The 23,855-nt window shown below is 68.4% G+C and carries 21 protein-coding genes; 13 read left to right on the top strand and 8 right to left on the bottom strand.

Annotated elements, in window-relative coordinates; translation table 11 throughout:
• Positions 1-30: 30 nt before the first annotated feature.
• Positions 31-840, top strand: a complete 810-nt coding sequence (locus tag DKG74_RS12145; RefSeq protein ID WP_109906096.1) for an SDR family oxidoreductase — start codon at positions 31-33, stop codon at positions 838-840.
• Between the two features lie 64 nt (positions 841-904).
• Here DKG74_RS12145 and DKG74_RS12140 read toward each other — a convergent pair whose 3' ends face one another.
• Both DKG74_RS12140 and DKG74_RS12135 read right to left on the bottom strand, forming a co-directional pair.
• Positions 905-1,219: a hypothetical protein gene (locus tag DKG74_RS12140; protein WP_109906094.1), complete on the bottom strand. Its 315-nt coding sequence runs from the start codon at positions 1,217-1,219 to the stop codon at positions 905-907.
• Between the two features lie 44 nt (positions 1,220-1,263).
• A complete protein-coding gene (locus DKG74_RS12135; RefSeq protein WP_165837652.1) occupies positions 1,264-2,043 on the bottom strand; it encodes a TetR/AcrR family transcriptional regulator in 780 nt (259 codons plus the stop codon).
• Positions 2,044-2,190: 147 nt separating this feature from the next.
• Between DKG74_RS12135 and DKG74_RS12130 the strand changes: the two genes are divergently transcribed.
• The 10 genes from DKG74_RS12130 to DKG74_RS12085 all read left to right on the top strand — a co-directional run bounded on the left by DKG74_RS12130 (position 2,191) and on the right by DKG74_RS12085 (position 12,884).
• Complete coding sequence (locus tag DKG74_RS12130) at positions 2,191-2,505, top strand: chorismate mutase (RefSeq protein ID WP_109906090.1); 315 nt, start codon at positions 2,191-2,193, stop codon at positions 2,503-2,505.
• A 151-nt stretch (positions 2,506-2,656) separates the two neighbouring features.
• Positions 2,657-4,000 (top strand): Tol-Pal system beta propeller repeat protein TolB, encoded by a 1,344-nt coding sequence (gene tolB, locus DKG74_RS12125; RefSeq protein ID WP_109906308.1) that lies wholly within the window; start codon positions 2,657-2,659, stop codon positions 3,998-4,000.
• A gap of 214 nt (positions 4,001-4,214) precedes the next feature.
• Positions 4,215-4,700, top strand: coding sequence for a peptidoglycan-associated lipoprotein Pal (gene pal / locus DKG74_RS12120; protein ID WP_109906088.1), 486 nt, complete (start codon positions 4,215-4,217; stop codon positions 4,698-4,700).
• A 181-nt stretch (positions 4,701-4,881) separates the two neighbouring features.
• Positions 4,882-5,787, top strand: a complete 906-nt coding sequence (gene ybgF / locus DKG74_RS12115; RefSeq protein ID WP_165837651.1) for a tol-pal system protein YbgF — start codon at positions 4,882-4,884, stop codon at positions 5,785-5,787.
• A gap of 31 nt (positions 5,788-5,818) precedes the next feature.
• Complete coding sequence (gene tilS, locus DKG74_RS12110) at positions 5,819-7,039, top strand: tRNA lysidine(34) synthetase TilS (protein ID WP_165837650.1); 1,221 nt, start codon at positions 5,819-5,821, stop codon at positions 7,037-7,039.
• Positions 7,040-7,151: 112 nt separating this feature from the next.
• Positions 7,152-9,083: an ATP-dependent zinc metalloprotease FtsH gene (ftsH, locus tag DKG74_RS12105; protein WP_109906082.1), complete on the top strand. Its 1,932-nt coding sequence runs from the start codon at positions 7,152-7,154 to the stop codon at positions 9,081-9,083.
• Positions 9,084-9,164: 81 nt separating this feature from the next.
• Positions 9,165-10,151, top strand: a complete 987-nt coding sequence (gene folP, locus DKG74_RS12100) for a dihydropteroate synthase (protein WP_109906080.1) — start codon at positions 9,165-9,167, stop codon at positions 10,149-10,151.
• Between the two features lie 14 nt (positions 10,152-10,165).
• Entirely contained in the window at positions 10,166-11,518 is a 1,353-nt protein-coding gene (glmM, locus tag DKG74_RS12095; protein ID WP_109906306.1) for a phosphoglucosamine mutase, read from the top strand.
• The gene (gene thiD / locus DKG74_RS12090) at positions 11,515-12,330 is read left to right on the top strand and encodes a bifunctional hydroxymethylpyrimidine kinase/phosphomethylpyrimidine kinase (RefSeq protein ID WP_109906078.1); all 816 of its coding nucleotides are present in this window, start codon (positions 11,515-11,517) and stop codon (positions 12,328-12,330) included. Before glmM ends, thiD begins: the two co-directional genes overlap by 4 nt.
• Positions 12,331-12,356: 26 nt before the next feature.
• Positions 12,357-12,884 (top strand): hypothetical protein, encoded by a 528-nt coding sequence (locus DKG74_RS12085; RefSeq protein WP_133251575.1) that lies wholly within the window; start codon positions 12,357-12,359, stop codon positions 12,882-12,884.
• Positions 12,885-13,001: 117 nt separating this feature from the next.
• Here the strand turns inward: DKG74_RS12085 and DKG74_RS12080 are convergent, their stop codons facing one another.
• Positions 13,002-14,186 (bottom strand): acetyl-CoA C-acyltransferase family protein, encoded by a 1,185-nt coding sequence (locus DKG74_RS12080; protein WP_207779338.1) that lies wholly within the window; start codon positions 14,184-14,186, stop codon positions 13,002-13,004.
• A gap of 87 nt (positions 14,187-14,273) precedes the next feature.
• Positions 14,274-14,585: an EthD family reductase gene (locus DKG74_RS12075; RefSeq protein ID WP_109906074.1), complete on the bottom strand. Its 312-nt coding sequence runs from the start codon at positions 14,583-14,585 to the stop codon at positions 14,274-14,276.
• A gap of 254 nt (positions 14,586-14,839) precedes the next feature.
• On the opposite strand from DKG74_RS12075, the gene DKG74_RS12070 reads away from it, so the two are divergent.
• Complete coding sequence (locus tag DKG74_RS12070) at positions 14,840-17,344, top strand: FtsK/SpoIIIE family DNA translocase (protein WP_109906072.1); 2,505 nt, start codon at positions 14,840-14,842, stop codon at positions 17,342-17,344.
• Here DKG74_RS12070 and DKG74_RS21770 read toward each other — a convergent pair.
• Positions 17,341-17,526 carry a hypothetical protein gene (locus DKG74_RS21770; protein WP_165837648.1) on the bottom strand — a complete coding sequence of 62 codons (186 nt, stop codon included), beginning with the start codon at positions 17,524-17,526 and terminating at the stop codon, positions 17,341-17,343. The two genes, DKG74_RS12070 and DKG74_RS21770, sit on opposite strands and share 4 nt — an antisense overlap.
• Between DKG74_RS21770 and DKG74_RS12065 the strand changes: the two genes are divergently transcribed.
• Complete coding sequence (locus tag DKG74_RS12065) at positions 17,525-19,018, top strand: FAD-dependent oxidoreductase (protein ID WP_165837647.1); 1,494 nt, start codon at positions 17,525-17,527, stop codon at positions 19,016-19,018. The genes DKG74_RS21770 and DKG74_RS12065 overlap by 2 nt on opposite strands.
• Before the next feature lie 6 nt (positions 19,019-19,024).
• Here the strand turns inward: DKG74_RS12065 and DKG74_RS12060 are convergent, their stop codons facing one another.
• From DKG74_RS12060 to DKG74_RS12050, 3 genes are all read right to left on the bottom strand, one after another.
• Positions 19,025-21,706, bottom strand: coding sequence for an HAD-IC family P-type ATPase (locus DKG74_RS12060; RefSeq protein ID WP_109906068.1), 2,682 nt, complete (start codon positions 21,704-21,706; stop codon positions 19,025-19,027).
• A 71-nt stretch (positions 21,707-21,777) separates the two neighbouring features.
• Positions 21,778-22,578, bottom strand: coding sequence for a crotonase/enoyl-CoA hydratase family protein (locus DKG74_RS12055; protein WP_109906066.1), 801 nt, complete (start codon positions 22,576-22,578; stop codon positions 21,778-21,780).
• A 26-nt stretch (positions 22,579-22,604) separates the two neighbouring features.
• Entirely contained in the window at positions 22,605-23,852 is a 1,248-nt protein-coding gene (locus DKG74_RS12050; protein ID WP_109906064.1) for an esterase-like activity of phytase family protein, read from the bottom strand.
• Positions 23,853-23,855: the final 3 nt, after the last annotated feature.

Here is a 23,855-nt window from a genome sequence, read left to right as displayed (position 1 = left end):
AGAGTGCGCCAAGGCGCGAGAGGAGAGCCCATGTCCACCCCCTTCGACTTCACCGGCCAGCATGTCTTCGTCTCCGGCGGCACCAGCGGCATCAACCTCGGCGTCGCCGAGGCTTTCGCCGCGGCGGGCGCGAAGGTCAGCGTGCTGTCGCGCAAGCAGGACAAGGTCGATGCCGCCGTGGCGAAACTGAAGGCCCTCGGCCCCGATGCCCAGGGCTTCGCCGGCGACGTGCGCGACGCCGCCCGCATCGAGGCGGTCTTCGCCGAGGCGGTGGCGAGTTTCGGCGAGATCGACGTGCTGATTTCCGGCGCGGCCGGCAATTTCCCGGCCCCGGCCCTCGGCATTTCGCCGAACGGCTTCAAGTCGGTGGTCGACATCGACCTGCTCGGCACCTTCCATGTCGTGAAGGGCGCCTTCCCGCACATGAAGAAGCCCGGCGGCTCCATCGTCAACATCTCGGCGCCCCAGGCCTATATCCCGATGGATTTCCAGATGCATGTCTGCGCCGCCAAGGCCGGCGTCGACATGATCACCAGGGTCGGCGCCCTCGAATGGGGCAGCTTCGGCCTCCGGCTCAATTCCGTGGTGCCCGGCCCGATCGAGGACACGGAAGGCATGGCCCGTCTGGCGCCGACGCCCGAGGCGGCGGAGGCGACGCGCCAGTCCGTGCCCCTCGGCCGCTATGGCACCAAGGCGGATATCGCGAACACCTGCATGTTCCTGGCCAGCCCCTATGCCACCTATATCTCGGGCGCGATCATCCCCGTCGACGGCGGCTGGAGCCTGGGCGGCGTCGCCGCCATGTCGGCGACCATGAAGCGCGCCTTCATGGGCGGCTGAGCAACACCGCTCGTCATTCCGGCGACGCCCGATCGACGCTGAAGCCGCGAAACGCGATGCGGCTTCAGCGGACGGTCTTCGGGCCGTCCGGCAGGGACATCAGATAATCCGCGATTGCCTGGGACGTGGCCGCCGCCGCATCGGCATTCACCGACGACAAACCCATGTGTCCGGACGCTATGCCGATGAGATAGGCCGTGGCCTCGCGCTTCGAGCCCCCGTGGCAGATCATGCGGACGACATGGAGCAGGTAGCGGTCATATTCGTCCGCCCATGCCTCGTCGGGCACGTCATCCCGATGGGCGAGGCCGATGGGATCCCAGTGCTTCCAGCCGATGTCGCGCAGGCGCGAAAGCTCGATCCGCGGATGGAAAATCATCTCCCGGGCATCGTCTGGCAAGATGCCATCCGGCGACCGGCGCCCTAATCCACCGTCGGCGACAGGGCGGCGTCCCAGGGCGCGTCGTCGATGACGAGGTAGCGGATCATCAGGGTGGCGAGTTCGGCGGCGTAATCGTCGTCGGAAATGGCGATGATGCGCTGGTCGGCGAGTGAGCGGCTGATCAGCGAGGACAGGATGATCTGCACCGCGAGTTCGATGGGCCCGCCCGGCGCCGCCTTGTCCGTGACTTCCGGATAATGGCCGGCGACCTCGAACAGCCGGGCCATCATGTGGTCGCGCATGGCGCTGAAATAGGTCCAGGTGCGCATGTCGCGGAGCGAAGCGCGCACCACCTCGCGCAAGAGCACCGCATGGGCGCTGGCGAGGCGGACCATGACCACCACCATGCGGCGGACGACGACGGCGAAGGGCTGGCCCTCGAACCGCTCGGGGATCAGCATGGTGTCGAGCAGGGTCCAGGCCTTTTCCGCGAAACGCTGGGCCAGCGCCTCGAGCAGGGCTTCCTTGTCGGCGAAGCGCTGGTAGAAGGCGCCGGTGGAACAGCCCGCCCGTTCCGCGATGTCGACGACGCGCATCCGGTCGAAGCCGATCTCGTTCATCATCTCGAGCCCGACCTCGAGCAGACGCTCGAGCTTGTTGCGGCTGCGCGCCTGCGCCGCCGGCTTCAGCACGACGCCGAGCCGCCGCCGCCCGGCGCGCAAGGAATCCGCGTCGTCGCTCTCGATCGTTCGTGCCACGGCGCGTTCGGCCGGCTTGCGCCGGGTCGCGCCCGGCCGGGGTGCGCCCAGGGGGGTGTTCAATGCCTCGAGCCCTTCGTTTTGCTTTTGCCGAAATGGTATTGGCGTTCGGCTTTGGCGGCAATAGGCGGGAACCTTGCGAAACGGCGACATTTCCGCCAGCGTTGGCCGGTTCAGCTCACAGGTTCAGCATACTCAGGGAGGCGATGGATGGTGCAAACGGTCGAACAGGACGAAGTGTCGGCGGTCCTGCCCGAATTGCAGCGTCTGCGCGACAGCATCGACAATATCGACGCGGCCCTCGTCCACATGCTGGCGGAACGCTTCAAATGCACCCAGGCGGTCGGCGCCCTGAAGGCGCGCCACAAGCTGCCGCCGGCCGACCCGGCGCGCGAGGCCGAGCAGATCCGCCGCCTGCGCGGCCTTGCCGAATCGGCCAAGCTCGATCCCGAATTCGCCGAGAAATTCCTGAACTTCATCATCGGCGAGGTCATCCGCCACCACCGGGCCATCGCCGCCCGCTGACGAGGGCGGCAAGCGAGTCCCCCGGGCAACAGGCCGGCACAATCGCCGCCAATGCGGGGGCGACGGGTGGCGCGAGGGACAAGCCTTTGCCATTTTTGCCGCCTAGCCTTCGCCGGATGTGATTCGGTGACTCGCCGTGACGGACGTGATGATGACCCGCAAATTTTTCAGTCTTTCCCGCGAGGGACGCCGTGCCGCGAGGGCGCTGGCCCTCGGTCTCGCCCTGTCGCTGGGCGGCGCGCTGGCCCTGAACGGGCCGGCGCTGGCCCAGTCCTCGGTCGTCGTGCAGGACGGCAGGCGCGAAGCGATCCCGATCGCCGTGCCCAATTTCGCCGGCGGCGATCTCGGTCGCCAGATCGCCGAAGTGATCTCGGCCGATCTCGAACGCTCTGGCCTGTTCAAGCCGATTCCGGCCGGCACCTTCCCGCAGTCGCCCGACCAGCTGCAGGCCCAGCCGGCCTTCCCGTCGTGGCGGGGCGCCGGGGCCGATGCCCTGGTCGCCGGCAAGGTGGTGCCCCAGGGCGGCAAGACCGCCTTCGAATTCCGCCTGTGGGAGCTGAATTCGGAACAGCAGATGACGGGCACGGCCTTCACCGCCGATACCGCCAACTGGCGCCGGGTCGCCCATATCATCGCCGACACGATCTACAACAAGCTGACCGGCGATACCGGCTACTTCGACACCCGCGTCGTCTATGTCTCGGAATCCGGGCCGAAGAACCGGCGGGTGAAGCGTCTCGCCATCATGGACCAGGACGGCGCCAACCACCGCTTCCTGACCTCGGGCAAGGACCTCGTGCTGACGCCGCGCTTCTCCCCGCGCGACCAGACGATCACCTATATGTCCTATTTCAACGACAAGCCGCGGGTCTATCTGTTCAACATCGACACCGGACAGCAGGAAGTGCTGGGCGATTTCCCCGGCATGACCTTCGCGCCGCGCTTCTCGCCCGACGGCAACCGCGTCGTCATGTCGATGGCGCGCGACGGCAACACCGACATCTATGGCATCGACCTGCGCACGCGGAAGTTCAACCGCCTGACCACCAGCCCCGCCATCGACACCTCGCCCAGCTTCTCGCCGGACGGCAGCCAGATCGTCTACAACTCCGACCAGGGCGGCAGTCAGCAGCTCTACGTCATGAGTGCGGGCGGCGGCGGCGGAAAACGCATATCGTTCGGTGACGGCCGCTATGCAACGCCGGTATGGTCCCCGCGCGGCGATTACATTGCCTTCACCAAGATGAAGGGCGGCCGCTTCATGATCGGCGTCATGAAGCCCGACGGCTCGGGCGAGCGCATCCTGACCGAAAGCTTCCTGGACGAAGGTCCGACCTGGGCCCCCAATGGCCGCGTCATCGCCTTTTTCCGCCAGTCTCCGGGCGCTTCGGGCTCGGTGAAGCTCTATTCCGTCGATGTCACCGGCTTCAACGAGCGGTTGATGCCGACCCCGCTCGACGGCTCCGATCCGGCCTGGTCGCCGCTCAATCCCTGACGGTGAAACCCCCGCCACAATTTTGGCGAAGTTGGGCGGGTGTTGCGTCTATGCACTAGAGCGAAGGAAGCGGTAGTGGTAACGCTTCCTTCGCGTCCTTCCGCGCACGGCGCAGTGGATTTCGCAAGTGCGAGATGATATTTCTGCACCCAGCGATACCTCCATGCCGCTCGGCGCGCACCGACAGCGCTGCACCCTCAGGAGTTCTACTGCTATGCGCTTCACTCATCCCGGCTACAAGATCGCCAGCCTCGTCGCGGCCCTCTTCGTCGTGGCTGCCTGCTCCTCCACCCCGGAATCGGCCCCCACCGGCGGCTCGACCGGCGCCGCCTCGGCTTATGCCCCGGGCTCGCAGGAAGACCTCGCCGCTAACGCCGGCGACAGCGTCTTCTTCGACCTCGACCAGTACAACCTGAAGCCGGAAGGTCAGTCCACCCTCCAGGCCCAGGCCGCCTGGCTGGCGAAGTACCCGGCGGTCACGCTGACCATCGAAGGTCACTGCGACGAGCGCGGCACCCGCGAATACAACCTCGCCCTCGGCGAGCGTCGCGCCAACGCCGCCCGCGCCTATCTGATCTCGCTCGGCGTCGACGCCAACCGTCTGCAGGTCATCTCCTACGGCAAGGACCGTCCCTTCGCGGTCGGTTCGGACGAGGGCGCCTGGGCCCAGAACCGTCGTGGCTTCAGCCGCGTGAACTGATCCCGGTCCGCCTCGCGGATCTGGTAGGGTGAAGCATGGCCCGCCTCGGTACGCCGGGGCGGGCCTCTTCATGTCCGGGGCCGGCAAGCCGGCGCCTTGGCGCCATGCTTTCGCCAAGGTCCTTCGTCAATTAGATATGTTCGGGTTCTCCGCCGGCCCGGTCGATTCGAGGATTCGCCCCATGTTCCGTCTGTTCAGCCGTCCGTCCCGCCTGCCCGTCGCCGGGGCCCTGCTGCTGGCGGCCTGGACCGCCCCGGCCTTCGGCCAGGCGGCGAGCGATCTGGGCGCCCTGCGCGATCATCTGGCCGCCCTGTCGGAAACCGCGACCGAAATTCAGCTGGCCCAGGCCGGCGGCGTCTCCCCCGCCGCGGCGGCCCAGCTCGACCTGCGGCTTTCCGCGCTCGAGGAAGAAATCCGCCGCCTGACCGGCAAGATGGAAGAGGCGCAGAATACCGCCGACCGCAATCAGGCCGAAATGAAGCGCCTGCAGGACGATGTCGAATTCCGCCTGAACCGGCTGGAAGAGGCGACGGGTCTGATGGCCGGCGGCGGTGCCCCCGCCGCGGCTGGTGCCGGGGTCGGCGCCGCCGTGACGCCGACGCCCGCGCCCGCGGCCCCCGCGCCGTCGACGCCGGCCCCCGCGCCTGCGCCCTCGGGCGGATCGTCCCGCCCGGGCGGCCCGTCGACCGCCAGTTCCTCGCCCGCCGCGCTGACCGCCTATGATGCCGCCCTCGGCATGTTGCGCCGGGGCGAATACGATCAGGCCGAGGCCAGCCTGAAGTCCTTCATCTCGACCTATGGCTCGGACAAGCTGGCGGGCAATGCCCAATACTGGCTGGGCGAGACCTATTATGTGCGTGGCAATTACGATGTCGCGGCCCAGACCTTCCTGACCGGGGTCAAGACCTATGGCGACAGCGCCAAGGCGCCGGATTCCTTTCTGAAACTGGGCATGAGCCTCATTCAGATGGGCCAGAAGGACAAGGGGTGCCAGGTGCTGGGCGAATTGCCCGGCCGCTATGCCGACGCCAGCCAGACGATCAAGAGCCGTGCCGACCGCGAGCGCAAGGCCGCCGGCTGCCCCTGACAGGGTGCCCCCCGAGGCGCTCCCCCCTGAGGTGGCGGCGCGTTTCGCCGCCGCCCTCGATGCGCTCGCCCCCGGCGGGCGCCTCGCCCTCGCCGTTTCGGGCGGGGCCGACAGTCTCGCCCTTCTCCTGCTGGCTGACGGCTGGACCCGCGCGGCGCCGGACCGCCGGCTTTACGTCCTGACGGTCGATCACGGCCTTCGCCCCGAATCGGCGCGGGAAACCGGGGCCGTCGCCGCGCAGGCCACCGCCCTTGGCCATGACCACGCGGTGCTGCGCCCCAACCGGCCCCTGCCCCGGCGGGGACTCGAAGCCGCGGCACGGGCCTGCCGCTACGAACTGATGGCGGCCTGGTGCCGGGCGGCCGCGGTGCCGGCCCTCGCCACCGGCCACACGCTCGACGATCAGGCGGAAACCCTGCTGATGCGGCTCGAGCGGGGCAGCGGCCTCGACGGGCTGTCGGCCATGGCGCCCGAAACCCGGCTTGGCGACATCCGCCTGCTGCGCCCGCTGCTCGGCTTTCGCCGGGCGGAGACGGCGGCGCTGGTCGCGCGCGCCGGCCTTCACGCCGCCGACGACCCGATGAATCACGATCCCGCCTTCGAGCGGGTGCGCATCCGCCGGGCGATGACCACCCTCGGCCTCGACGCGGAGGGGCTGGCGGCGACGGCGGACCGGCTGCGGCGCGACCGCGCGGCGATCGAGACTCTGGTCGACGATCTGGTGCGCCGGGCCTTCACCCTGTCCCCCGCCGGGGTCGGCGGGATCGAGGTCGCCGCTTTGCGCGGCACGCCCGCGCCGCTGGTCGAGCGTGCCCTCGCCCGGCTGATCCGGGCGGTCGGCGGCGGCGCCTATCCGCCCCGGCGCGACCGGCTGGACCGGCTGGCCGCGCTGATCGCCGGGGATGGGGATTTTCCGGGCGCGACCCTCGGCGGTTGCCGCTTCCTGCCCGGCCGGGGGCATGTCCGGGTGCTGCGCGAGGCCCGCCGCCTCGGCCCCGATCTGGAACTCGGCGCCGGGGCCGCCGGGGTGTGGGACGGCCGCTTCGCCGTCGTCGCCGGGGCGCAGCCGGTGACCATCGCCGCCCTCGGCGCGCATCGCCCGCAAGGACTTCCCGCCCTGCCGGCGGCAGAGCGCCAGGTTCTGCCGGCGGTTTTCTCACAAGGCCGGCTGATCGCCGTCCCTACCCTGGAATTCGGGACTCCACAGGCGGCACGACTGCGCTATTGTGCCCCCAGCATGTTTTCGGCCTGAGACGGATCAGGGTGTTGTTTACCGGTTCAGGCACATTATTTAGAACAGAACGAATGAATGGACCGCCGGCAACGGCGGAAGGCCGGCATCGCCGGCGGGAAAGGTGACGCAAGTGAATTTGCCCGGCCGCAACCTCGCCCTGTGGGTCGTCATCGCGCTGCTGCTGTTTGCGCTCTTCAACGCCTTCCAGAGCTCGTCGGGCCGGAAGATGGGCACGTCGATGGCCTATTCGGACTTCATCGCCCAGGTCGACGCCGGGCGTGTCGCGGATGTCACCATCCAGGGCGACCAGATTTCCGGCCGCCTGTCCGACAACCGCGACTTCACGACCTATGCCCCCTTCGATCCGCAGATGGTTTCGCGCCTGCTCGACAAGGGCGTGAACGTGAAGGCGGAGCCGCTGGACAAATCCGGCCCGACCCTGCTCGACGTGCTCGTGTCGTGGTTCCCGATGCTGCTGCTGATCGGCGTCTGGATCTTCTTCATGCGCCAGATGCAGTCGGGCGGCGGCAAGGCCATGGGCTTCGGCAAGTCGAAGGCCCGCCTTTTGACCGAACGTCACGGCCGCGTCACCTTCGACGATGTCGCGGGCATCGACGAGGCCAAGGAAGAACTCGAGGAAATCGTCGACTTCCTGAAGGACCCGCAGAAATTCCAGCGCCTTGGCGGCCGCATCCCCAAGGGCGCGCTGCTGGTCGGCCCGCCGGGCACCGGCAAGACCCTGCTCGCCCGCGCCATCGCCGGCGAGGCGAATGTGCCCTTCTTCACCATCTCGGGCTCTGACTTCGTCGAGATGTTCGTCGGTGTCGGCGCGTCCCGCGTGCGCGACATGTTCGAACAGGCGAAGAAGAATGCGCCCTGCATCATCTTCATCGACGAAATCGACGCGGTCGGCCGTCATCGCGGCGCCGGCCTTGGCGGCGGCAACGACGAGCGCGAGCAGACCCTGAACCAGCTCCTCGTCGAGATGGACGGTTTCGAGGCGAACGAGGGCGTGATCCTGGTCGCCGCGACCAACCGGCCCGACGTGCTCGATCCCGCGCTGCTGCGCCCGGGCCGTTTCGACCGTCAGGTCGTGGTGCCGAACCCCGATATCTCGGGCCGCGAAAAGATCATCAAGGTCCATATGCGCAAGGTGCCGACGGCGGCCGATGTCGATGCAAGGGTGATCGCCCGCGGCACCCCCGGCTTCTCGGGCGCCGATCTCGCCAACCTCGTGAACGAGGCGGCGCTGCTCGCCGCGCGCAAGGGCCGCCGCATCGTCTCCATGGCCGAATTCGAGGCGGCCAAGGACAAGGTGATGATGGGCGCCGAGCGCCGCTCCATGGTCATGTCCGAGGAAGAGAAGCGCCTGACCGCCTTCCACGAAGGTGGCCACGCCATCGTCAGCCTGAACGTGCCCGCCGCCGATCCCATCCACAAGGCGACGATCATCCCGCGCGGCCGCGCCCTCGGCATGGTCATGCAGCTGCCGGAAGGCGACAAATATTCGCTGACCCGCGAATTCATGATCTCGCGCCTCGCCATCTCCATGGGCGGCCGCATGGCCGAGGAACTGGTGTTCGGCTACGACAAGGTGACCTCCGGCGCCTCCAGCGACATCATGGCGGCGACCTCCCTCGCCCGGAACATGGTCACCCGCTGGGGCCTGTCGGACGAGCTGGGCGCCGTCGCTTACGGCGACAATCAGGAGGAAGTCTTCCTCGGCCATTCGGTCTCGCGGACGCAGAACGTCTCGGAATCGACGGCCCAGAAGATCGACGCCGAGGTGAAGAAGCTGGTCGACAACGCGCTCGACACCGCGCGCCGCATCCTGACCGAGAAGCGCAAGGACCTCGACGCGCTGGCCAATGCCCTCCTTGAATACGAAACCCTGTCGGGCGAGGAAATCGTCGCCCTGCTCAAGGGCGAGAAGATCCACCGCGACGTCAGCGCGACCGAGCCCCCGGCCGACATCGGCAGCAGCTCGGCCGTGCCGCCGACCGGCAAATCCTCGGACGACCGCGGCCAGGGCCTGCGCCCGGAGTTGCAGCCGGGCAGCTGAGCGTTTACCGCTCCGCTTTCGACAAGGGCCGGTGGCGACACCGGCCCCTTTTTCTTTGTGGCGCCTGTGGTAAAGAGGGCCATGCACGGCAGCTATATATCCCCCGCCGGCCTGCTACGCGGGGCGGAAGCCGCCCAGGCGGTCGCCGAAGGCCGGGCCATGGCCCTGGGGCCGGGTCTTGCCCATCTTCATCATCTGCGCCTTGGTCCCGGCACGCGGGAGTTGCTGCCCCTGACCGGGGCGCCGGCCTATCCCGATCCGGGCCGCCCCCTCGTCATGGGCATCGTCAACGCGACGCCCGACAGTTTCTCGGACGGCGGCCGCTTCCTCGGCCGGGCCGGCATCGAACAGGCGGAACGGCTGGTCGAGGCCGGGGCCGACATGCTCGACATCGGCGGCGAATCGACGAGGCCGGGCGCGGCCGAAGTGCCGGTGGCCGAGGAAATCGACCGCATCTGCCCGGTGATCGAAGGGGCGCGGCGCCTCGGCGTCGGGATTTCGGTCGATACCCGCAAGGCGGCGGTGATGAAGGCCGCGCTTGAGGCCGGCGCGACCGTCGTCAACGATGTCTCCGCCCTCGCCTTCGATGCAGCGGCCGCGCCCTTCCTCGCCGGGCAGGATTGCCCCGTCGTCCTGATGCACGCCCGGAAACTGCCGGCGACCATGCAGCAGGCGCCGCATTACGACGACCTCCTCTTCGAGGTCGTCGCCGAACTCGATGCCGCCTGCGAGCGGGCGGTGGCGGCGGGCATCGCCAGGAGCCGCCTGATCCTCGACCCCGGTATCGGCTTCGCCAAGACCGCCCGCCACAATGCCGAGCTGATCGACGGGCTGCACGCGCTCCACGCCCTCCGCCTGCCCATCCTGCTCGGGGTGTCGCGGAAATCCTTCATCGGCCATTTCGCCGGAATCACCGAGCCCGCGGCGCGGCTGGCCGGCTCCCTCGCCGCCGCCCTCGCCGGGCTCGACCGGGGCGCGGCGATCCTGCGCGTGCACGATGTTGCAGAGACGGTGCAGGCAGTGAAACTATGGACGGCGATCAATGCCGCCCCGCCCCCGCACGACTGAAAGCCCGAGCGACCATGACCTCACGCAAGCTGTTTGGCACCGACGGCATCCGCGGCACCGCGAACATGGAGCCGATGACGGCGGAACTCGCCCTCGCCGTCGGCCAGGCCGCCGGCCGCCTGTTCCAGACCGGCAGCCACCGGCCCCGGGTGGTGATCGGCAAGGATACCCGTCTGTCGGGTTATATGCTCGAGGCGGCGCTGCAGGCGGGCTTCGTCGCCGTCGGCATGGATGTGATGCTGGTCGGCCCGATGCCGACACCCGCCGTCGCCATGCTGACCCGCTCGCTGCGCGCCGATCTCGGGGTGATGATCTCGGCCTCGCACAACGCCTATCAGGACAATGGCATCAAGCTGTTCGGCCCCGACGGCTACAAACTGTCGGACGAGGTCGAGATCGCGATCGAGAAGATGATCGAGGCGGGCGAGGTGAAGCGGGCGGAGCCCAGGGCCCTCGGCCGGGCGCAGCGGCTGGAGGATGCCGCCGGGCGTTACATCGAGTTCGCCAAGGCGACCTTCCCGCGCGGCATGAAGCTGGACGGGCTGAAGATCGTCGTCGATTGCGCCCATGGCGCCGCCTACAAGGTCGCGCCCACCGTGCTGTGGGAGCTGGGGGCCGAAGTCGTCTCCATCGGGGTCTCGCCCGACGGCTTCAACATCAACCGCGACTGCGGCTCGACCCATGCCAAGGCGCTGCGTCAGGCGGTGCTGCAGCACGATGCCCATATCGGCATCGCCCTCGACGGCGACGCCGACCGGCTGATCCTCGTGGACGAGGCCGGCCAGGTGGTCGACGGCGACCAGCTGATGGCCGTCGTCGCCGAGCATTTTCAGCGTACCGAGCGCCTGCGCGGCGGCGGCATCGTCGCCACCGTGATGTCCAACCTGGGGCTGGAGCGCCACCTCGCCCGTCTGGACCTGACCATGGCGCGCACCGCCGTCGGCGACCGCTATGTCGTCGAGCGGATGCGCGAACAGGGTTACAATGTCGGCGGGGAACAGTCGGGTCACATCATCCTGTCGGATTTCGCGACCACCGGCGACGGGCTGATCGCCGCCCTGCAGGTCCTCGCCATGGTGGTCGAGGCGGGACGGCCGGCGTCGGAAGTGTGCCGGCGTTTCCAGCCGCTGCCGCAGGTCCTGCGCAATGTCCGCTTCCTCGCCGGCCAGCGCCACCCGCTGGAGGACGAGGGGGTGAAGGCGATCATCGCCGCCGTCGAGTCGCGGCTGGAGCGCAGCGGCCGGCTGCTGATCCGGAAGTCCGGGACCGAACCCGTGATCCGCGTGATGGCGGAGGGCGAGGATCAGTCGCTGGTCGAGAGCGCGGTGGCGGAAGTGGTGCAGGCTTTGGAGCGGGTAGCGGCATGACGAAGGCGAACAGGGGCCGGGTGCTGATCGTCGCGGGGTCGGACAGCGGCGGCGGCGCCGGCATCCAGGCAGACATCAAGACGGTGACCGCCCTCGGCGGCTATGCCATGACCGCGATCACCGCCCTGACCATCCAGGACACGCTGGGCGTCCACGGCATCGTCGATATTCCGTCAGAGGCGGTTACACGCCAGATGGCGGTCTGTCTCGACGATATCGGCGCCGACGCGGTGAAAACCGGCATGTTGCATTCGGTCGACACGGTCGACGCGGTGCTTGCCGGGCTCGACCGGGCCTCGGCGCCGAACCTGCTGGTGGTCGATCCGGTCATGGTCGCCAAGGGTGGCACCAGCCTGACCACCGATGCGACCGTCGAGGCGCTGCGCACCCGCCTGATCCCCCGGGCGAGCGTGATCACGCCCAATCTGCCCGAAGCCTCGGTCCTGCTCGGCCGGCCGGTCACCCACATCGGCGACATGGACCGCGCCGCCTTCGATCTTCTGGCGCTCGGCTGCGGCGCCGTCCTGCTGAAGGGCGGCCATCTCGACGGCGAATTGCTGCGCGACGTGCTGGTGGTGCCCGAAGGCCTCGTCTATTTCGACGACCCGCGCATCGCGACCACCAGCACCCATGGCACCGGCTGCACCCTCGCCTCCGCCATCGCGACCGGCCTTGCCCAGGGACTGGACCTCGTCGCGGCGGTCAAGCGGGCGCGGGCCTATGTCCGCCGCGCGCTGGCGACGGCACCGGGCCTCGGCCAGGGCCACGGCCCGCTGAACCACGGCCACACGGTGCAGCCGTTCGGGCTTTGACGATCACCAATGTGGAGTGCGCGGCCATGACGTCACCAGTTCTGATCAGCAGGGCAATTGAACGTCTTCGGCGACTGTCGACAAAAGACGTCATGAATGTCCGGGAGAACGCCCGAAACAAGGGCGTGAATGAAGTCGTCGAAGCCTGCGACGGTGAATTGAGACGCAGACCTGCTCAGGAATGGACGACGTCTCAGGCCGAGCAGCACGACGAATGGGCCAAGGCCGTGTCCGGTCTACCCCTGGAGGCAACGATCCGTTGGGCCTTTACGCAGGCCCAACTGCCCAGCGCGGACGAAATCTGGACCATCCGGTGGCTGGCAGATCATCCCGGTTGCAGTCACGAGGAGCTGCAGGCCGCGCGTGGCAAAGGGGACATCAGCCTGATTCTCGGTCACCTGGTATTTGAAAGACATGGTTGTTTCGGCGCGTTCCTGCCGCACGAGCGCGATCAGTCCAGTGTTCTTCTGATCAAGAACAAAAGCCCGGAAGGCGTACGATACTGGCTGAAGCCCGAAGCCTCCACGGTCTTCCGGGAACTGGGCATCTTATAATTTCAGCGGTCGCGCACATCATTTCGTACCGAGGTCCCGGCCTTCGCCGGGAAGACGATCCGCGACGACATCGTCATGCCGGCGCGGGGCCGGCATGACGTGACGTGAAGCGAGAGATTACACCCGCTCGAAGATCGCGGCGATGCCCTGGCCGCCGCCGATGCACATGGTGACGAGGCCATAGCGCCCGCCGGTGCGGTGCAGTTCGTAGATCACCTTCACCGTGTTGATGGCGCCCGTGGCGCCGACCGGATGGCCGAGGGCGATGCCCGAGCCATTGGGGTTCACCTTGGCCGGGTCGAGGCCCAGTTCCTTGGTGACCGCGCAGGCCTGGGCGGCGAAGGCTTCGTTCGATTCGATCACGTCGAGATCGTCGACCGTGAGCCCGGCCTTGGCGAGGGCGAGCTTCGTCGCCGGCACCGGGCCGATCCCCATCAACGTCGGCTCGACACCGGCATGGGCATAGGAAACGAGGCGGGCCAGCGGCTTCAGGCCCTTGGACTTCACCGCCGCCTCGGAGGCGAGAACGACCGCCCCGGCGCCGTCGTTGATGCCCGAGGCATTGCCCGCGGTCACCGTGCCATCCTTGCGGAAGACGGGGCGAAGGGTGGTGAAATCCTCGGGCTTGGCTTCGGGGCGGAAGTGCTCGTCGGTGTCGAAGGCGACGGGCTTGCCCTTCACCTTCACCTCGATCGGCAGGATCTGGTCCTTGAAGTAGCCGGCCTTCACCGCATGGGCGGCGCGGCGGTGCGACTCGAGGGCGAGGGCATCCTGCGCCGCGCGGTCGATGCCGTGGCGTTCGGCGACATTCTCGGCCGTGATGCCCATCAGGATCGCATTGAAGGGATCGGTCAGCGCGCCGTTCAGCATGTCGCGCATGGCCATGTCGCCCATCTTGGTGCCGAAGCGGGCGCCGGAGACCTGATGGGGGGCGCGGGTCATGACTTCGGCGCCGCCGGCGACCGCGATGTCATAATCGCCGAGGGCGATGCCCTGCGACGCCGAAATGATCGCCTGCACGCCCGAGCCGCACAGCCGGTTCAGGGTGAAGGCCGGGGTTTCGACCGGCATCCCGGCCTTGATGCCGACGACGCGGGCCAGATACATGTCGGCGGGTTCGGTCTGGATCACCTGACCGAAGACGACATGGCCGACATCGGCCGGCGAGACCACGGCCCGGCGCAGCGCCTCGACCGCGACCGCGGTACCGAGTTCCCCCGGGGACTTGTCCTTCAGGCTGCCGCCGAATGTACCGATTGCCGTGCGCGTGCCCGAGACGACGAAAACTTCGCTCACCACCATCTCCTCCGTTTATTGGTGGCGGCACTATACACAGGCGGGCGGGACCGCAAACCGTCCAAACGGGTGGCACGCCCGCCTGTCGATGGCTCAGGCCTTGCGGTCTTCCTCGAAGGCGAGGATCTGCACCCCGCCCGAGGCGAAATTGCCGAGATCGGCCGCCGTGGCCTTGCCCTCGGCCGAGCCCATGGAGGCCTGCAGCACGCCCATGTCGGCGAACTCGAGGCGGGCGACAAGATGCGCCGCACCCCCGGCGAGGGCGGCGATCGGCGCCTTGCTGAGGGTCAGCCCGGCGAGATTGGGGATCTTCGCCGCCAGCGGAACATGGACGCGGGCATAGTAATCGTCGAAATGCGCGGGGTCTTTGGGCGTACCGTAAACAACGAGGACGACGGCGGTCATTGGATTTCCTTCCCGTGATTCTTCTTCTCGCAGGCCAAGGGCCACCGGCAGCATTGCCCATTGCCGTGGCGAAGGACAGGGGGGCCAGTGGGGGGGGGGGGGCCAGTGGGGGGGCTTCCGCGGCAAGCCCCCTGCTGTTGTTCCGCGACGCCGCGACGTGTAGCCTCGGGTTGTTGATTCGTTCCGGGCGGCGCTGCCGCGCGGTGCCTGCGTATTTCCGGCCGCCAGTTCGGCCGCCATCGCCACGAGGACACATGGCCCAGACGGCCGACACAACATCGGGAAGCGCCGCGCGGCGCCTGCTGCCGAAGGGGCTGGGCCGCGCGCTGCGCGCCCGCTCGGCCGAAATCCTCGGCCTCGCCCTCTTCGCGCTGGCGACCGCGCTCGGTCTCGCCCTCGTGTCCTATACCGCGGGCGATGCCAGCCTGAATGTCGAGACCGACGCGCCGACCCGCAACCTGATCGGGCCGATCGGCGCCTATACCGCGGATTTCCTGATCCAGTGGAGCGGTGTCGCCGCCGGTCTGCTGCCGCTGATCCTCGGCGCCTGGGGCTGGCGGCTGTTTTCCCACCATGGCCTGCGTCACTGGGGGCTGAACGGTGTTCTCAGCCTGCTGGCGCTCGTGCTCGGCGCCGCCTCGGTGAACGGCTTCGACGTCGGCCCGGAATGGCCGCTGCGCAGTGGCCTCGGCGGTCTTGTCGGCGGCATGGTCGCGCCCGCCCTGCAATCGGGCCTGTCCGCTTTCGGCATCGGCCTCGCCGGGGGTGGGCTTTCCTTCGTGCTGATGCTGCTCACCCTGATGGCCCTCGTCTTCGCCATGGGCCTCAGCCTCGGCGAATGGCGCGCTCTCGGCCGCAGTGCCGCCGGGGCCAGCCGTTTCGGCCAGGCGGGCAGCCGCTGGCTGGTCTCGGGCGCCCAGCGCATCTTCGCGCGCAAGTCCGACATGCCGGGCTTCGCCCTGCGCCGGGCCGACGCCGAACGGGAACCCGCCCCGACGAACGCGCCGCCACCGCCACGCAAGACTCCCGCCCCGCGCCGGGAGCGGGCGGAGCCGAAATTCGCCGCCGCCCCGGCAGGCGCCGTCGCCGCGGAAGTGCCGGTTCGCCCAGCGCCCGCCGAAAGCGTGGTGGCCGAGCCGCCCCCGGCAGAAAGCCGCCGCATCGTCGAGACGCCGTCGAAGATCAGCAAGCCGGGCAAGCGCGCGCTCGAGGAAAGCCAGGCCGCCCTCGACCTCGGGGTGGCTGAAGGCGAATACCAGTTGCCGCCCCTGTCCCTGCTGAAGCCCGCGCCGAAGCGCGAGTCCGAGGCGATCGACGAGGCGGCGCTGGAAACCAACGCCCGCCTGCTCGAATCCGTGCTCGACGATTTCGGCGTGCGCGGCAACATCGTGAAGGTGCGGCCGGGCCCCGTGGTCACGCTCTATGAGCTGGAGCCCGCGCCGGGCACCAAGTCGGCCCGGGTGATCGGCCTCGCCGACGACATCGCCCGCTCGATGAGCGCGATCTCGGCCCGCGTCTCGGTCGTGCCGGGGCGGAACGCCATCGGCATCGAGTTGCCGAACGTGAAGCGCGAGACCGTGTGGCTGTCGGAAATCCTGTCGTCGCAGGAATACGAGAAGACGGCCTCGGCCCTGACCATCGCCCTCGGCAAGGATATCGGCGGCGCGCCCGTGGTCGCCGATCTCGCGCGGATGCCGCATCTTCTCGTCGCCGGCACCACCGGCTCGGGCAAGTCGGTCGCGGTCAACACCATGATCCTGTCGCTGCTCTACCGGCTGCCGCCGGACCAGTGCAAGCTGATCATGGTCGATCCCAAGATGCTGGAACTCTCGGTCTACGAGGGTATTCCCCATCTGCTCGCCCCCGTGGTGACCGAACCGGCCAAGGCCGTGGTCGCCATGAAATGGGCGGTGCGCGAGATGGAAGACCGCTATCGCAAGATGTCCCGCCTCGGCGTTCGCAACATCGCCGGCTACAATGCCCGCATCGCCGAAGCCAAGGCCAAGGGCGAGGAATTGAAGCGCACGGTGCAGACCGGCTTCGAGGCCTCGACCGGCAAGCCGATCTTCGAGGAACAGGCGATCCCGCTCGAGCCCCTGCCCTTCATCGTCATCATCGTCGACGAATTCGCCGATCTGATGATGGTCGCCGGCAAGGACATCGAAGGCGCGATCCAGCGCCTCGCCCAGATGGCGCGCGCCGCCGGGATGCATCTGATCCTGGCGACCCAGCGCCCGTCGGTCGACGTCATCACCGGCACGATCAAGGCGAATTTCCCGACCCGCATCTCGTTCCAGGTCACGTCCAAGATCGACAGCCGCACCATCCTCGGCGAACAGGGCGCGGAGCAGCTGCTCGGCCAGGGCGACATGCTCTACATGGCCGGTGGCGGGCGCATCACCCGCGTCCATGGCCCCTTCTGCTCGGACCAGGAAGTGGAAGACGTGATCGCCTTCCTGAAGGCCCAGGGCGAGCCCGACTATGTCGAGGCCGTGACCGAGGAGCCTGAGGGCATGGAGGCGCTGGAGGACGGCGGCGTCGGCGGCGGTACCGGCGACGATCTCTACGACAAGGCCGTCGCCATCGTCGCGCGCGAGGGCAAGGCGTCGACCAGCTTCATCCAGCGCCACCTGCAGATCGGCTACAACCGCGCCGCCCGCATCATCGAACAGATGGAAGACGCCGGCATCGTCGGCAAGCCGAACCATGTCGGCAAGCGCGAAGTGCTGATCAACGAGGCCGGGGAGCGGGTACTTTAAAGGAAGTTCTCAAGCATCTCTGGCTTGTTATCCTCCAGGAATTCCCCGTCCCGAGGGAAATCGTCATTGAAGGCCCGGCGCTTTTTTGCAAGATTTGCCGGGAAATGCTGCGGGTGCGAGGAACGAATGTCGAAAATCAATCGCCGGTCTTTTCTGGCCACGCTTGGAACGTCCACCTTCATGATGGGCTTCCCGGCGGCCTGGGCCGCGGGTGATCATTTTCACGTCGTCGTCTATGGCGCGACTTCGGCGGGCGTCCATGCCGCCTATGCCGCCGCACGGGAAGGCTTCAAGGTCGCGATCGTGGTCGGCCCCAACCCGATCGGCGGGATGACGGCGAACGGCCTCGGCCATTCCGACGTCAACCAGACCCGGACGCTGGCGGAGCAGAAGATCGGCGGTCTCACCGCGGCCTTCTTCAAGGCGATGGGCCGGCATTACGGCCGCGAATATTCCTATCATTTCGAGCCTTCGGTGGCCGAAGCCTATTTCCGCAAGCTGATCGACGACGCGGATATCTCCGTCTACTATCAGGACTTCAAGGAAAACAAACCCCTGAAGAAGGACGGGCAGCGGATCAAGTATCTGCTGCTGGAAGACGGCACGATGATCGTCGGTCAGGTCTTCATCGACTGCAGCTACGAAGGCGATCTGATGGCCGCCGCCGGCGTCAGCTACGACGTGGGCCGGGACAGCGGCGAGAAATTCGGCGAATCCCTGGCGGGGTTCGGCGTCAGCCAGATCGTCAAATCGAGGATCAAGGTCCGCGATTCCGCCGGCCGCCTGCTGCCCTGGGTCAAGCCTTTCCCGCCGACCGCCGTCGGCGGGGCGGATCTGGGCGTGATGGGCTACAATTACCGCCTGTGCATGACCAACGATCCCCACGACCGCCTGCCGCTGGCCCTGCCTGCCGTCTACAACAAGGACTGGTACAAGATCGACATGCAGCGGGGCAAGGGCGAGACCTTCAACGCCGGCACCGATCTGACCGGGACGTCGAAAGTCGACCGCAATTCGGACGAGCCGACCGGCCCCAGCTGGAATTATCCCCGCGCCACCCGCGCCAATCGCAAGAAGATCGCCGAATTCCACAAGAATTATCAGGCGGGCCGCCTGTATTTTCTGGCGACGGACCCGTCCGTCGCCAAGACCTATCGGGACTCCGTCATGGAATGGGGACTGGCGCGCAGCGAATTCACCGACAACGGCCATTGGCCGCGCCAGCTCTATGTCCGGGAGGCCCGGCGTCTGCGCGGCATCTACAAGGTCCGGCAACAGGACTGCAGCGCGGGCCGCAGCTATGACGACGGCGTGTTCTGGTGGGCATATCCGTTCGACAGCCATTCGGTCCAGTATCTGGAAGGGCCGAGCGGCGAACTGGTGATCGAGGGGGCCAAGCTCTCCGACCTGCCCAATTCCAAGCTCTTCCGCTACCAGATGCCGTTGCGCGCGATGATGCCGCTTCCCAGCCAGTGCTCCAACCTGATCGTGCCGGTCTGCGCCTCGGTGACCCGGATCGCCAACACCAGCTATCGGATGGAAGCGGCCTACATGATGGCGGGGGAGGCCGCCGGCATTGTCGCGGCCAAGGCCGGCTACACCGGCCAGACGGTGCAGAGCGTCAGCGCGTCCTACGTCATCTCCAAGTTGAAGGGCTACGGCGCGCTGATCTGAGGCGCCTCAGCCCGCGCGGGCGCCCATGCCGAACAGACCGAGACGGCGCAGGATCGCCTTCTCGGTCTCCAGCACCAGCATCAGCAGAACCCCGCCCGCGATGACCAGAAGTCCGTCGCGGAGGGATATTGCCTCGGTCTCGAAGATCGCCTGCAAGGGCGGCAGATAGGTAAAGCCGAGCTGGGCGAGGGTGACGCAGGAAAGGGCGATCAGCACCGCGGGCGTGCCGAAGATGCCGCGCAGGCTGATCGAGCCACCGTGCAGATAGCGCACGTTGAAGAGATAGAAGATCTCGAACACGACGACGACATTGACGACGAGGGTGCGTGCCCCCTCCAGCGTGTAGCCCGCGCCACGCGCGCCGAAGAAGGCGACCAGCGCCCCGCACAGGAACAGGGCGGAAACGAAGATCACCCGCCACAGCAGGAAGGGCGACAGCAACCCGGCGGCGGGATCGCGCGGGCGCCGCGCCATGACCCCGGGCTCCGCCGGCTCGAAGGCGAGCACGAGGCCGAGGGTGACCGCCGTGATCAGGTTCACCCATAGAATCTGCACCGCGCTCATCGGCATGGTGAAGCCGAGCAGGATGGCGGTGACCACCGCCAGGGCCTCGCCGCCATTGGTCGGCAGGGTCCAGGCGATCACCTTCCGGATATTGTCGTAGACCGTGCGCCCCTCGTTCACCGCCGCGACGATGGAGGCGAAATTGTCGTCGAGCAGGACGACCTGCGCCGCTTCCTTGGCCGCCTCCGTGCCCTTCAGCCCCATGGCGACGCCGACATCGGCCTGTTTCAGCGAGGGCGCGTCGTTCACGCCGTCGCCGGTCATGGCGACGATGGCGCCGGTCGATTGCAGGGCGCGGACGATGCGCAGCTTGTGCTCGGGGCTGGTGCGGGCGAAGACGCTGACCGGGCCGACGAATTCCGCCAGCGTCTCGTCCGGTTCGGCGTCGATCTCGGCCCCAGTCACCACGACGGGATCGTCGTCGAGGCCGAGCTGGCGGGCGATGGCGGCGGCGGTCGCGGCGTGATCGCCGGTGATCATCTTGACCGCGATGCCCGCCTGGCGACATTCGGCGATGGCGGCGATGGCTTCGGGCCGCGGCGGGTCGATGAACCCGACGAGGCCAAGGAAGACAAGGCCGGGGCCAATCCCCTCCACCGTCAGTTCGCCGTCGATGGCGGGTCCGGCGCAGAAGGCGAGCAGGCGCTCCCCGGCCGCCGCCGCTGCCTCGGCCCGGCGGTGCCACGCGGCGCGGTCGATGGGTCTGGCTGAGCCATCCGGCCCGGCCTCCTGCGCGCAGCACTCGATCAGCGCCTCGGGCGCGCCCTTGACGAAGAGCATGGCCGCGCCCGACGGATCGCGGTTCAGCGTCGCCATGAAGCGATAGCGGGCATCGAAGGGCAATTCGCGGCCGCGCGGCCAGTCCCGCCGCAGGGCGTCGGCATCGAGGCCGGCCTTGGCGGCAAGGGCGATCAGCGCCCCTTCCATCGGATCGCCCTCGACCCGCCACAGCGTGCCGTCATGGCGCAGGTGCGCGTCGTTGCACAACAGGCCGGCGCGCAGCAGCGGCAGCGCGCCATCGACCGCGGCATCGCCGTCGAGCCGTCCCTCGGGGGCATAGCCGGCGCCTCCGGCGACAATTGTGCCGGCGGCGGTCAGGATCTGCCGCGCGGTCATCTCGTTGCGGGTCAGGGTGCCCGTCTTGTCGGTGCAGATGACCGAGGTCGCGCCCAGGGTCTCCACCGCCGGCAGGCGGCGCACCACGGCCTTCCGCCTTGCCATGCGCTGCACGCCGATGGCGAGGGTGATGGTCATCACCGCCGGCAGGCCTTCCGGGATAACGCCAACGGCAAGGGCGACGACGGCGATCAGCGCGTCGGTCCAGGCGTAACCCCGGACGAGGACGGCGAAGGCGAAGAGCGCGATGGAGGCAAGGCCGATGGCGACGGTCAGGCGCCGGCCGAACTGGTCCATCTGGCGCAGCAGCGGCGTGGTCAGTTCCGCGACCTTGCCGATCAGCGTGCTGATCCGGCCGATCTCGGTCGCAGGTCCGGTGGCGACGACGATGCCCCGGCCCTGGCCGGCCGCCACCATGGTGCCGGAAAAGGCCATGGAATGGCGCTCGCCCAGTGCCGCGCCCGGGGCGGTGCCCTGTTCGGTCTTGGCGGCGGCGACGGATTCGCCGGTCAGCAGGGCTTCGTCGATCAGCAGCGCGCTCGCCCGCGTCAGGCGCAGGTCGGCGGGCACCCGGTCGCCCGCCTCGATCAGCACGAGGTCGCCGGGCACGAGATCGGCGACGGCGACCCCCATGCGGGCGCCGCCGCGCAGGACATTGGCGTGCGGGCTGACCATGGCGGCGATGGCGGCCAGCGCCCGTTCCGCCTTGCCTTCCTGCAGGAAGCCGACGATGGCGTTGATGACGGTCACCGCCAGGATGACCCCGGCATCGACGATATGACCGATGGCGACGGCGGCGACGGCCGAAGCCAGCAGGAAATAGATCAGGGCATTGTTGAACTGGCCGAGGAAACGCAGCAGCGGGCTGACCCCCTTGCCCGCGGGCAGGCTGTTGGGGCCGTGCCGCCGCAGACGATCCGCCGCCTCCGCCGGATCGAGGCCGGCCGGTCCGCTGCTCAGTTGCCGATAAACCTCGTCTATCGGCCGCGCGTGCCAGTCTTCGAGCATAAGCCATACCTCTCGCCGGTGGGGCGCCAGCCTATCAGGCCCTCGGCACGTGGGACTTGCGGCAGGTCAAGTCAACGGCCGGCGAATTCGCCGGGGCGCTTTTCAAAGAAGGCGTCGATCGCTTCGCGGTGATCCTCGGTGTGCTGGGCCATGGCCTGAAAGGCGGCGGAAAGTTCCAGCACGGTTTCGTAAGGCGCCCGTTCGCCCTCGCGCAGCAGGCGCTTGGTCAGGCGCAGCACATCGGGCGGCTGGGCGGCGATCGCCCGCGCCATGGCCATGGCCTCGTCCAGCAACACGTCATCGGCGACGACCTTGGCGACGAGGCCCCAGTCGCGCGCGGTCGGGGCGTCGATCACCTCGCCGGTGAAGAACATCTGCGCGGCGCGAGCCTGACCGATCAGCCGGGGCAGGATATAGGCGCCGCCGTCGCCCGGCACGAGGCCGAGCTTCAGGAAGGACACGGCGAATTTGGCCGAGGCGGCGGCGATGCGGATATCGGCGAGGCAGGCAAGGCCGCAGCCCTGCCCGATGGCGGGGCCGTTCACCGCCGCGATCACCGGCACTTCGAGATTGCGCAGCGCCTGCGCCAGGGTCTGCACCGTGCGGCGGTAGGTGTCGCGCATCTCGCGCGGGCTGCCGCCGAACAGGCCGTTTTTCTCGCGCATGTCCTTCACATTGCCGCCGGCGGCAAAGGCCTGGCCCGCCCCGGTCAGCACGACGGCACGCAAGGCCCGGTCGGCCTGGGCCCGGCGCAGCAGGCTGACGAAATGGTCCAGCTCCTCGACGCTGCCGAGGGCATTCCGCGTCTCCGGCCGGTTCATGACGAGGCGCAGGACATGGCCTTCCTGCTGCCACAGCACGGGATCGGTCATTCTGTTTCTTTCCTAGATCAGCGGGCCTAGATCAGCGGACTGTCGAAACGCAGGATATGGATCGCGCTGCGGGCGCCCTTGATGCCGAAATCGTCATCGTCGATGACGACGAGGGTGCGCTCGTCGAACCAGGACAGGCCCTCGATCTTCGCGGGCAGCCCCTCCTCCTTGTCGGAATCGAGGATCAGCCGTTTCGAGAGCACGGGCACTTCCTGGCGGCGCAGGTGGCGGCCGTCGGTCTCCTCCAGCGTCGGGCGGCGGTCGAGGTCGAGCCAGGCCGGGTCCAGCCGCTCGTCGGCGAGCAGGCGGACATGGAAGATCTTGGAGGCATTCTCCACCCGCTCGACCACCAGGAGGTCATAGGGGCTGACCGAGGTCATGTCGCCGATCTTCACGTCGCGGCGCTGCGCGTTGCGGTCGGCGCGGAAGGCGGCGGGGCGTTCCATCCGGTAAAGGTGGCAGCACTCGACCTCGCGCTTCTTCACGTCGAAGGTAAGGAGGCGGATGTTGCGGGACCACAGCGCCACCTCCCGCCCCGGATGGGCGAGCGCGCTCTGGGTCATGAAATGCAGGAAGCGGCCGTCGGGCGACATGGTCAGCCCCTCGAAGCCCCGGTTCAGCCGGCGCCGCGCGAAAACCTCGGGCAGGCGCTCGCGCACCGGATAGGGTGCCTTGCGGTAATGGCGGCCGGTGCCCCTGGGCACGATCCGCTCGATCAAGGTGCCGTCGGCGGCGACATGCAGCAGGCTGGGGCCATATTCCTCGCCGACCCAGAAGGTGCCGTCGGGCGCGGCGGCGACGGATTCGGTATCGACCCCGCCCGGATCGGGTGGCAGGCGCTGGCCCTCGGCGTCGAAGGCCTGTTCGATCGCATCCTCCCCCTCCTCCCGCGGGTTGGGCAGGCCGCTGAGGGGGGCGCCGGCGCCGTCGTGCAGGCCGATGCGGGCGGCGAGGCGCACCCGTGTCGCCGCGATTTCAATGGCGACGATGGACGGCTGGAAATCGGGCTGAAGGAAGATTTTCGCGTCGCCGTCGCCGCCGCACATGACGTCGGGCCCCCGGCCGAGAATCGCCGTCGCCTCGTCGCAGGGCACGTTCGGGCCCCGGTCGGTGACGGCATAAAGCCGGCCCGGCGGATCGCCCGGGCGCCGCGACAGGCCGGAGCCGATGCCGAGGGACAGGCGGAGTTCGGTCTCGCCCACGGGGATGCGGCCAAGGTCGAAGGGCCGGATGGGCAAGGCGATGCGCCGGATTTCGGTCAGCCGTGCGGCCATGGC

This window comes from Zavarzinia aquatilis (assembly GCF_003173035.1).
GTDB lineage: Bacteria > Pseudomonadota > Alphaproteobacteria > Zavarziniales > Zavarziniaceae > Zavarzinia > Zavarzinia aquatilis.
This window is presented reverse-complemented; position numbering and strand designations above follow the sequence as displayed.

What these genes read in the sequence shown, in the direction of transcription:
- tolB (WP_109906308.1), top strand. Translation starts at nt 2,657, where the DNA reads ATGACCCGCAAATTTTTCAGTCTTTCCCGCGAGGGACGCCGTGCCGCG.
- DKG74_RS12050 (WP_109906064.1), bottom strand. Translation starts at nt 23,852, where the DNA reads ATGGCCGCACGGCTGACCGAAATCCGGCGCATCGCCTTGCCCATCCGG.
- DKG74_RS12060 (WP_109906068.1), bottom strand. Translation starts at nt 21,706, where the DNA reads ATGCTCGAAGACTGGCACGCGCGGCCGATAGACGAGGTTTATCGGCAA.
- DKG74_RS12055 (WP_109906066.1), bottom strand. Translation starts at nt 22,578, where the DNA reads ATGACCGATCCCGTGCTGTGGCAGCAGGAAGGCCATGTCCTGCGCCTC.
- DKG74_RS12065 (WP_165837647.1), top strand. Translation starts at nt 17,525, where the DNA reads ATGATGGGCTTCCCGGCGGCCTGGGCCGCGGGTGATCATTTTCACGTC.
- DKG74_RS12075 (WP_109906074.1), bottom strand. Translation starts at nt 14,585, where the DNA reads ATGACCGCCGTCGTCCTCGTTGTTTACGGTACGCCCAAAGACCCCGCG.
- pal (WP_109906088.1), top strand. Translation starts at nt 4,215, where the DNA reads ATGCGCTTCACTCATCCCGGCTACAAGATCGCCAGCCTCGTCGCGGCC.
- DKG74_RS12145 (WP_109906096.1), top strand. Translation starts at nt 31, where the DNA reads ATGTCCACCCCCTTCGACTTCACCGGCCAGCATGTCTTCGTCTCCGGC.
- DKG74_RS12140 (WP_109906094.1), bottom strand. Translation starts at nt 1,219, where the DNA reads ATGATTTTCCATCCGCGGATCGAGCTTTCGCGCCTGCGCGACATCGGC.
- DKG74_RS12070 (WP_109906072.1), top strand. Translation starts at nt 14,840, where the DNA reads ATGGCCCAGACGGCCGACACAACATCGGGAAGCGCCGCGCGGCGCCTG.
- thiD (WP_109906078.1), top strand. Translation starts at nt 11,515, where the DNA reads ATGACGAAGGCGAACAGGGGCCGGGTGCTGATCGTCGCGGGGTCGGAC.
- glmM (WP_109906306.1), top strand. Translation starts at nt 10,166, where the DNA reads ATGACCTCACGCAAGCTGTTTGGCACCGACGGCATCCGCGGCACCGCG.
- DKG74_RS12085 (WP_133251575.1), top strand. Translation starts at nt 12,357, where the DNA reads ATGACGTCACCAGTTCTGATCAGCAGGGCAATTGAACGTCTTCGGCGA.
- folP (WP_109906080.1), top strand. Translation starts at nt 9,165, where the DNA reads ATGCACGGCAGCTATATATCCCCCGCCGGCCTGCTACGCGGGGCGGAA.
- DKG74_RS12080 (WP_207779338.1), bottom strand. Translation starts at nt 14,186, where the DNA reads ATGGTGGTGAGCGAAGTTTTCGTCGTCTCGGGCACGCGCACGGCAATC.
- DKG74_RS12130 (WP_109906090.1), top strand. Translation starts at nt 2,191, where the DNA reads ATGGTGCAAACGGTCGAACAGGACGAAGTGTCGGCGGTCCTGCCCGAA.
- DKG74_RS21770 (WP_165837648.1), bottom strand. Translation starts at nt 17,526, where the DNA reads ATGAAGGTGGACGTTCCAAGCGTGGCCAGAAAAGACCGGCGATTGATT.
- ybgF (WP_165837651.1), top strand. Translation starts at nt 4,882, where the DNA reads ATGTTCCGTCTGTTCAGCCGTCCGTCCCGCCTGCCCGTCGCCGGGGCC.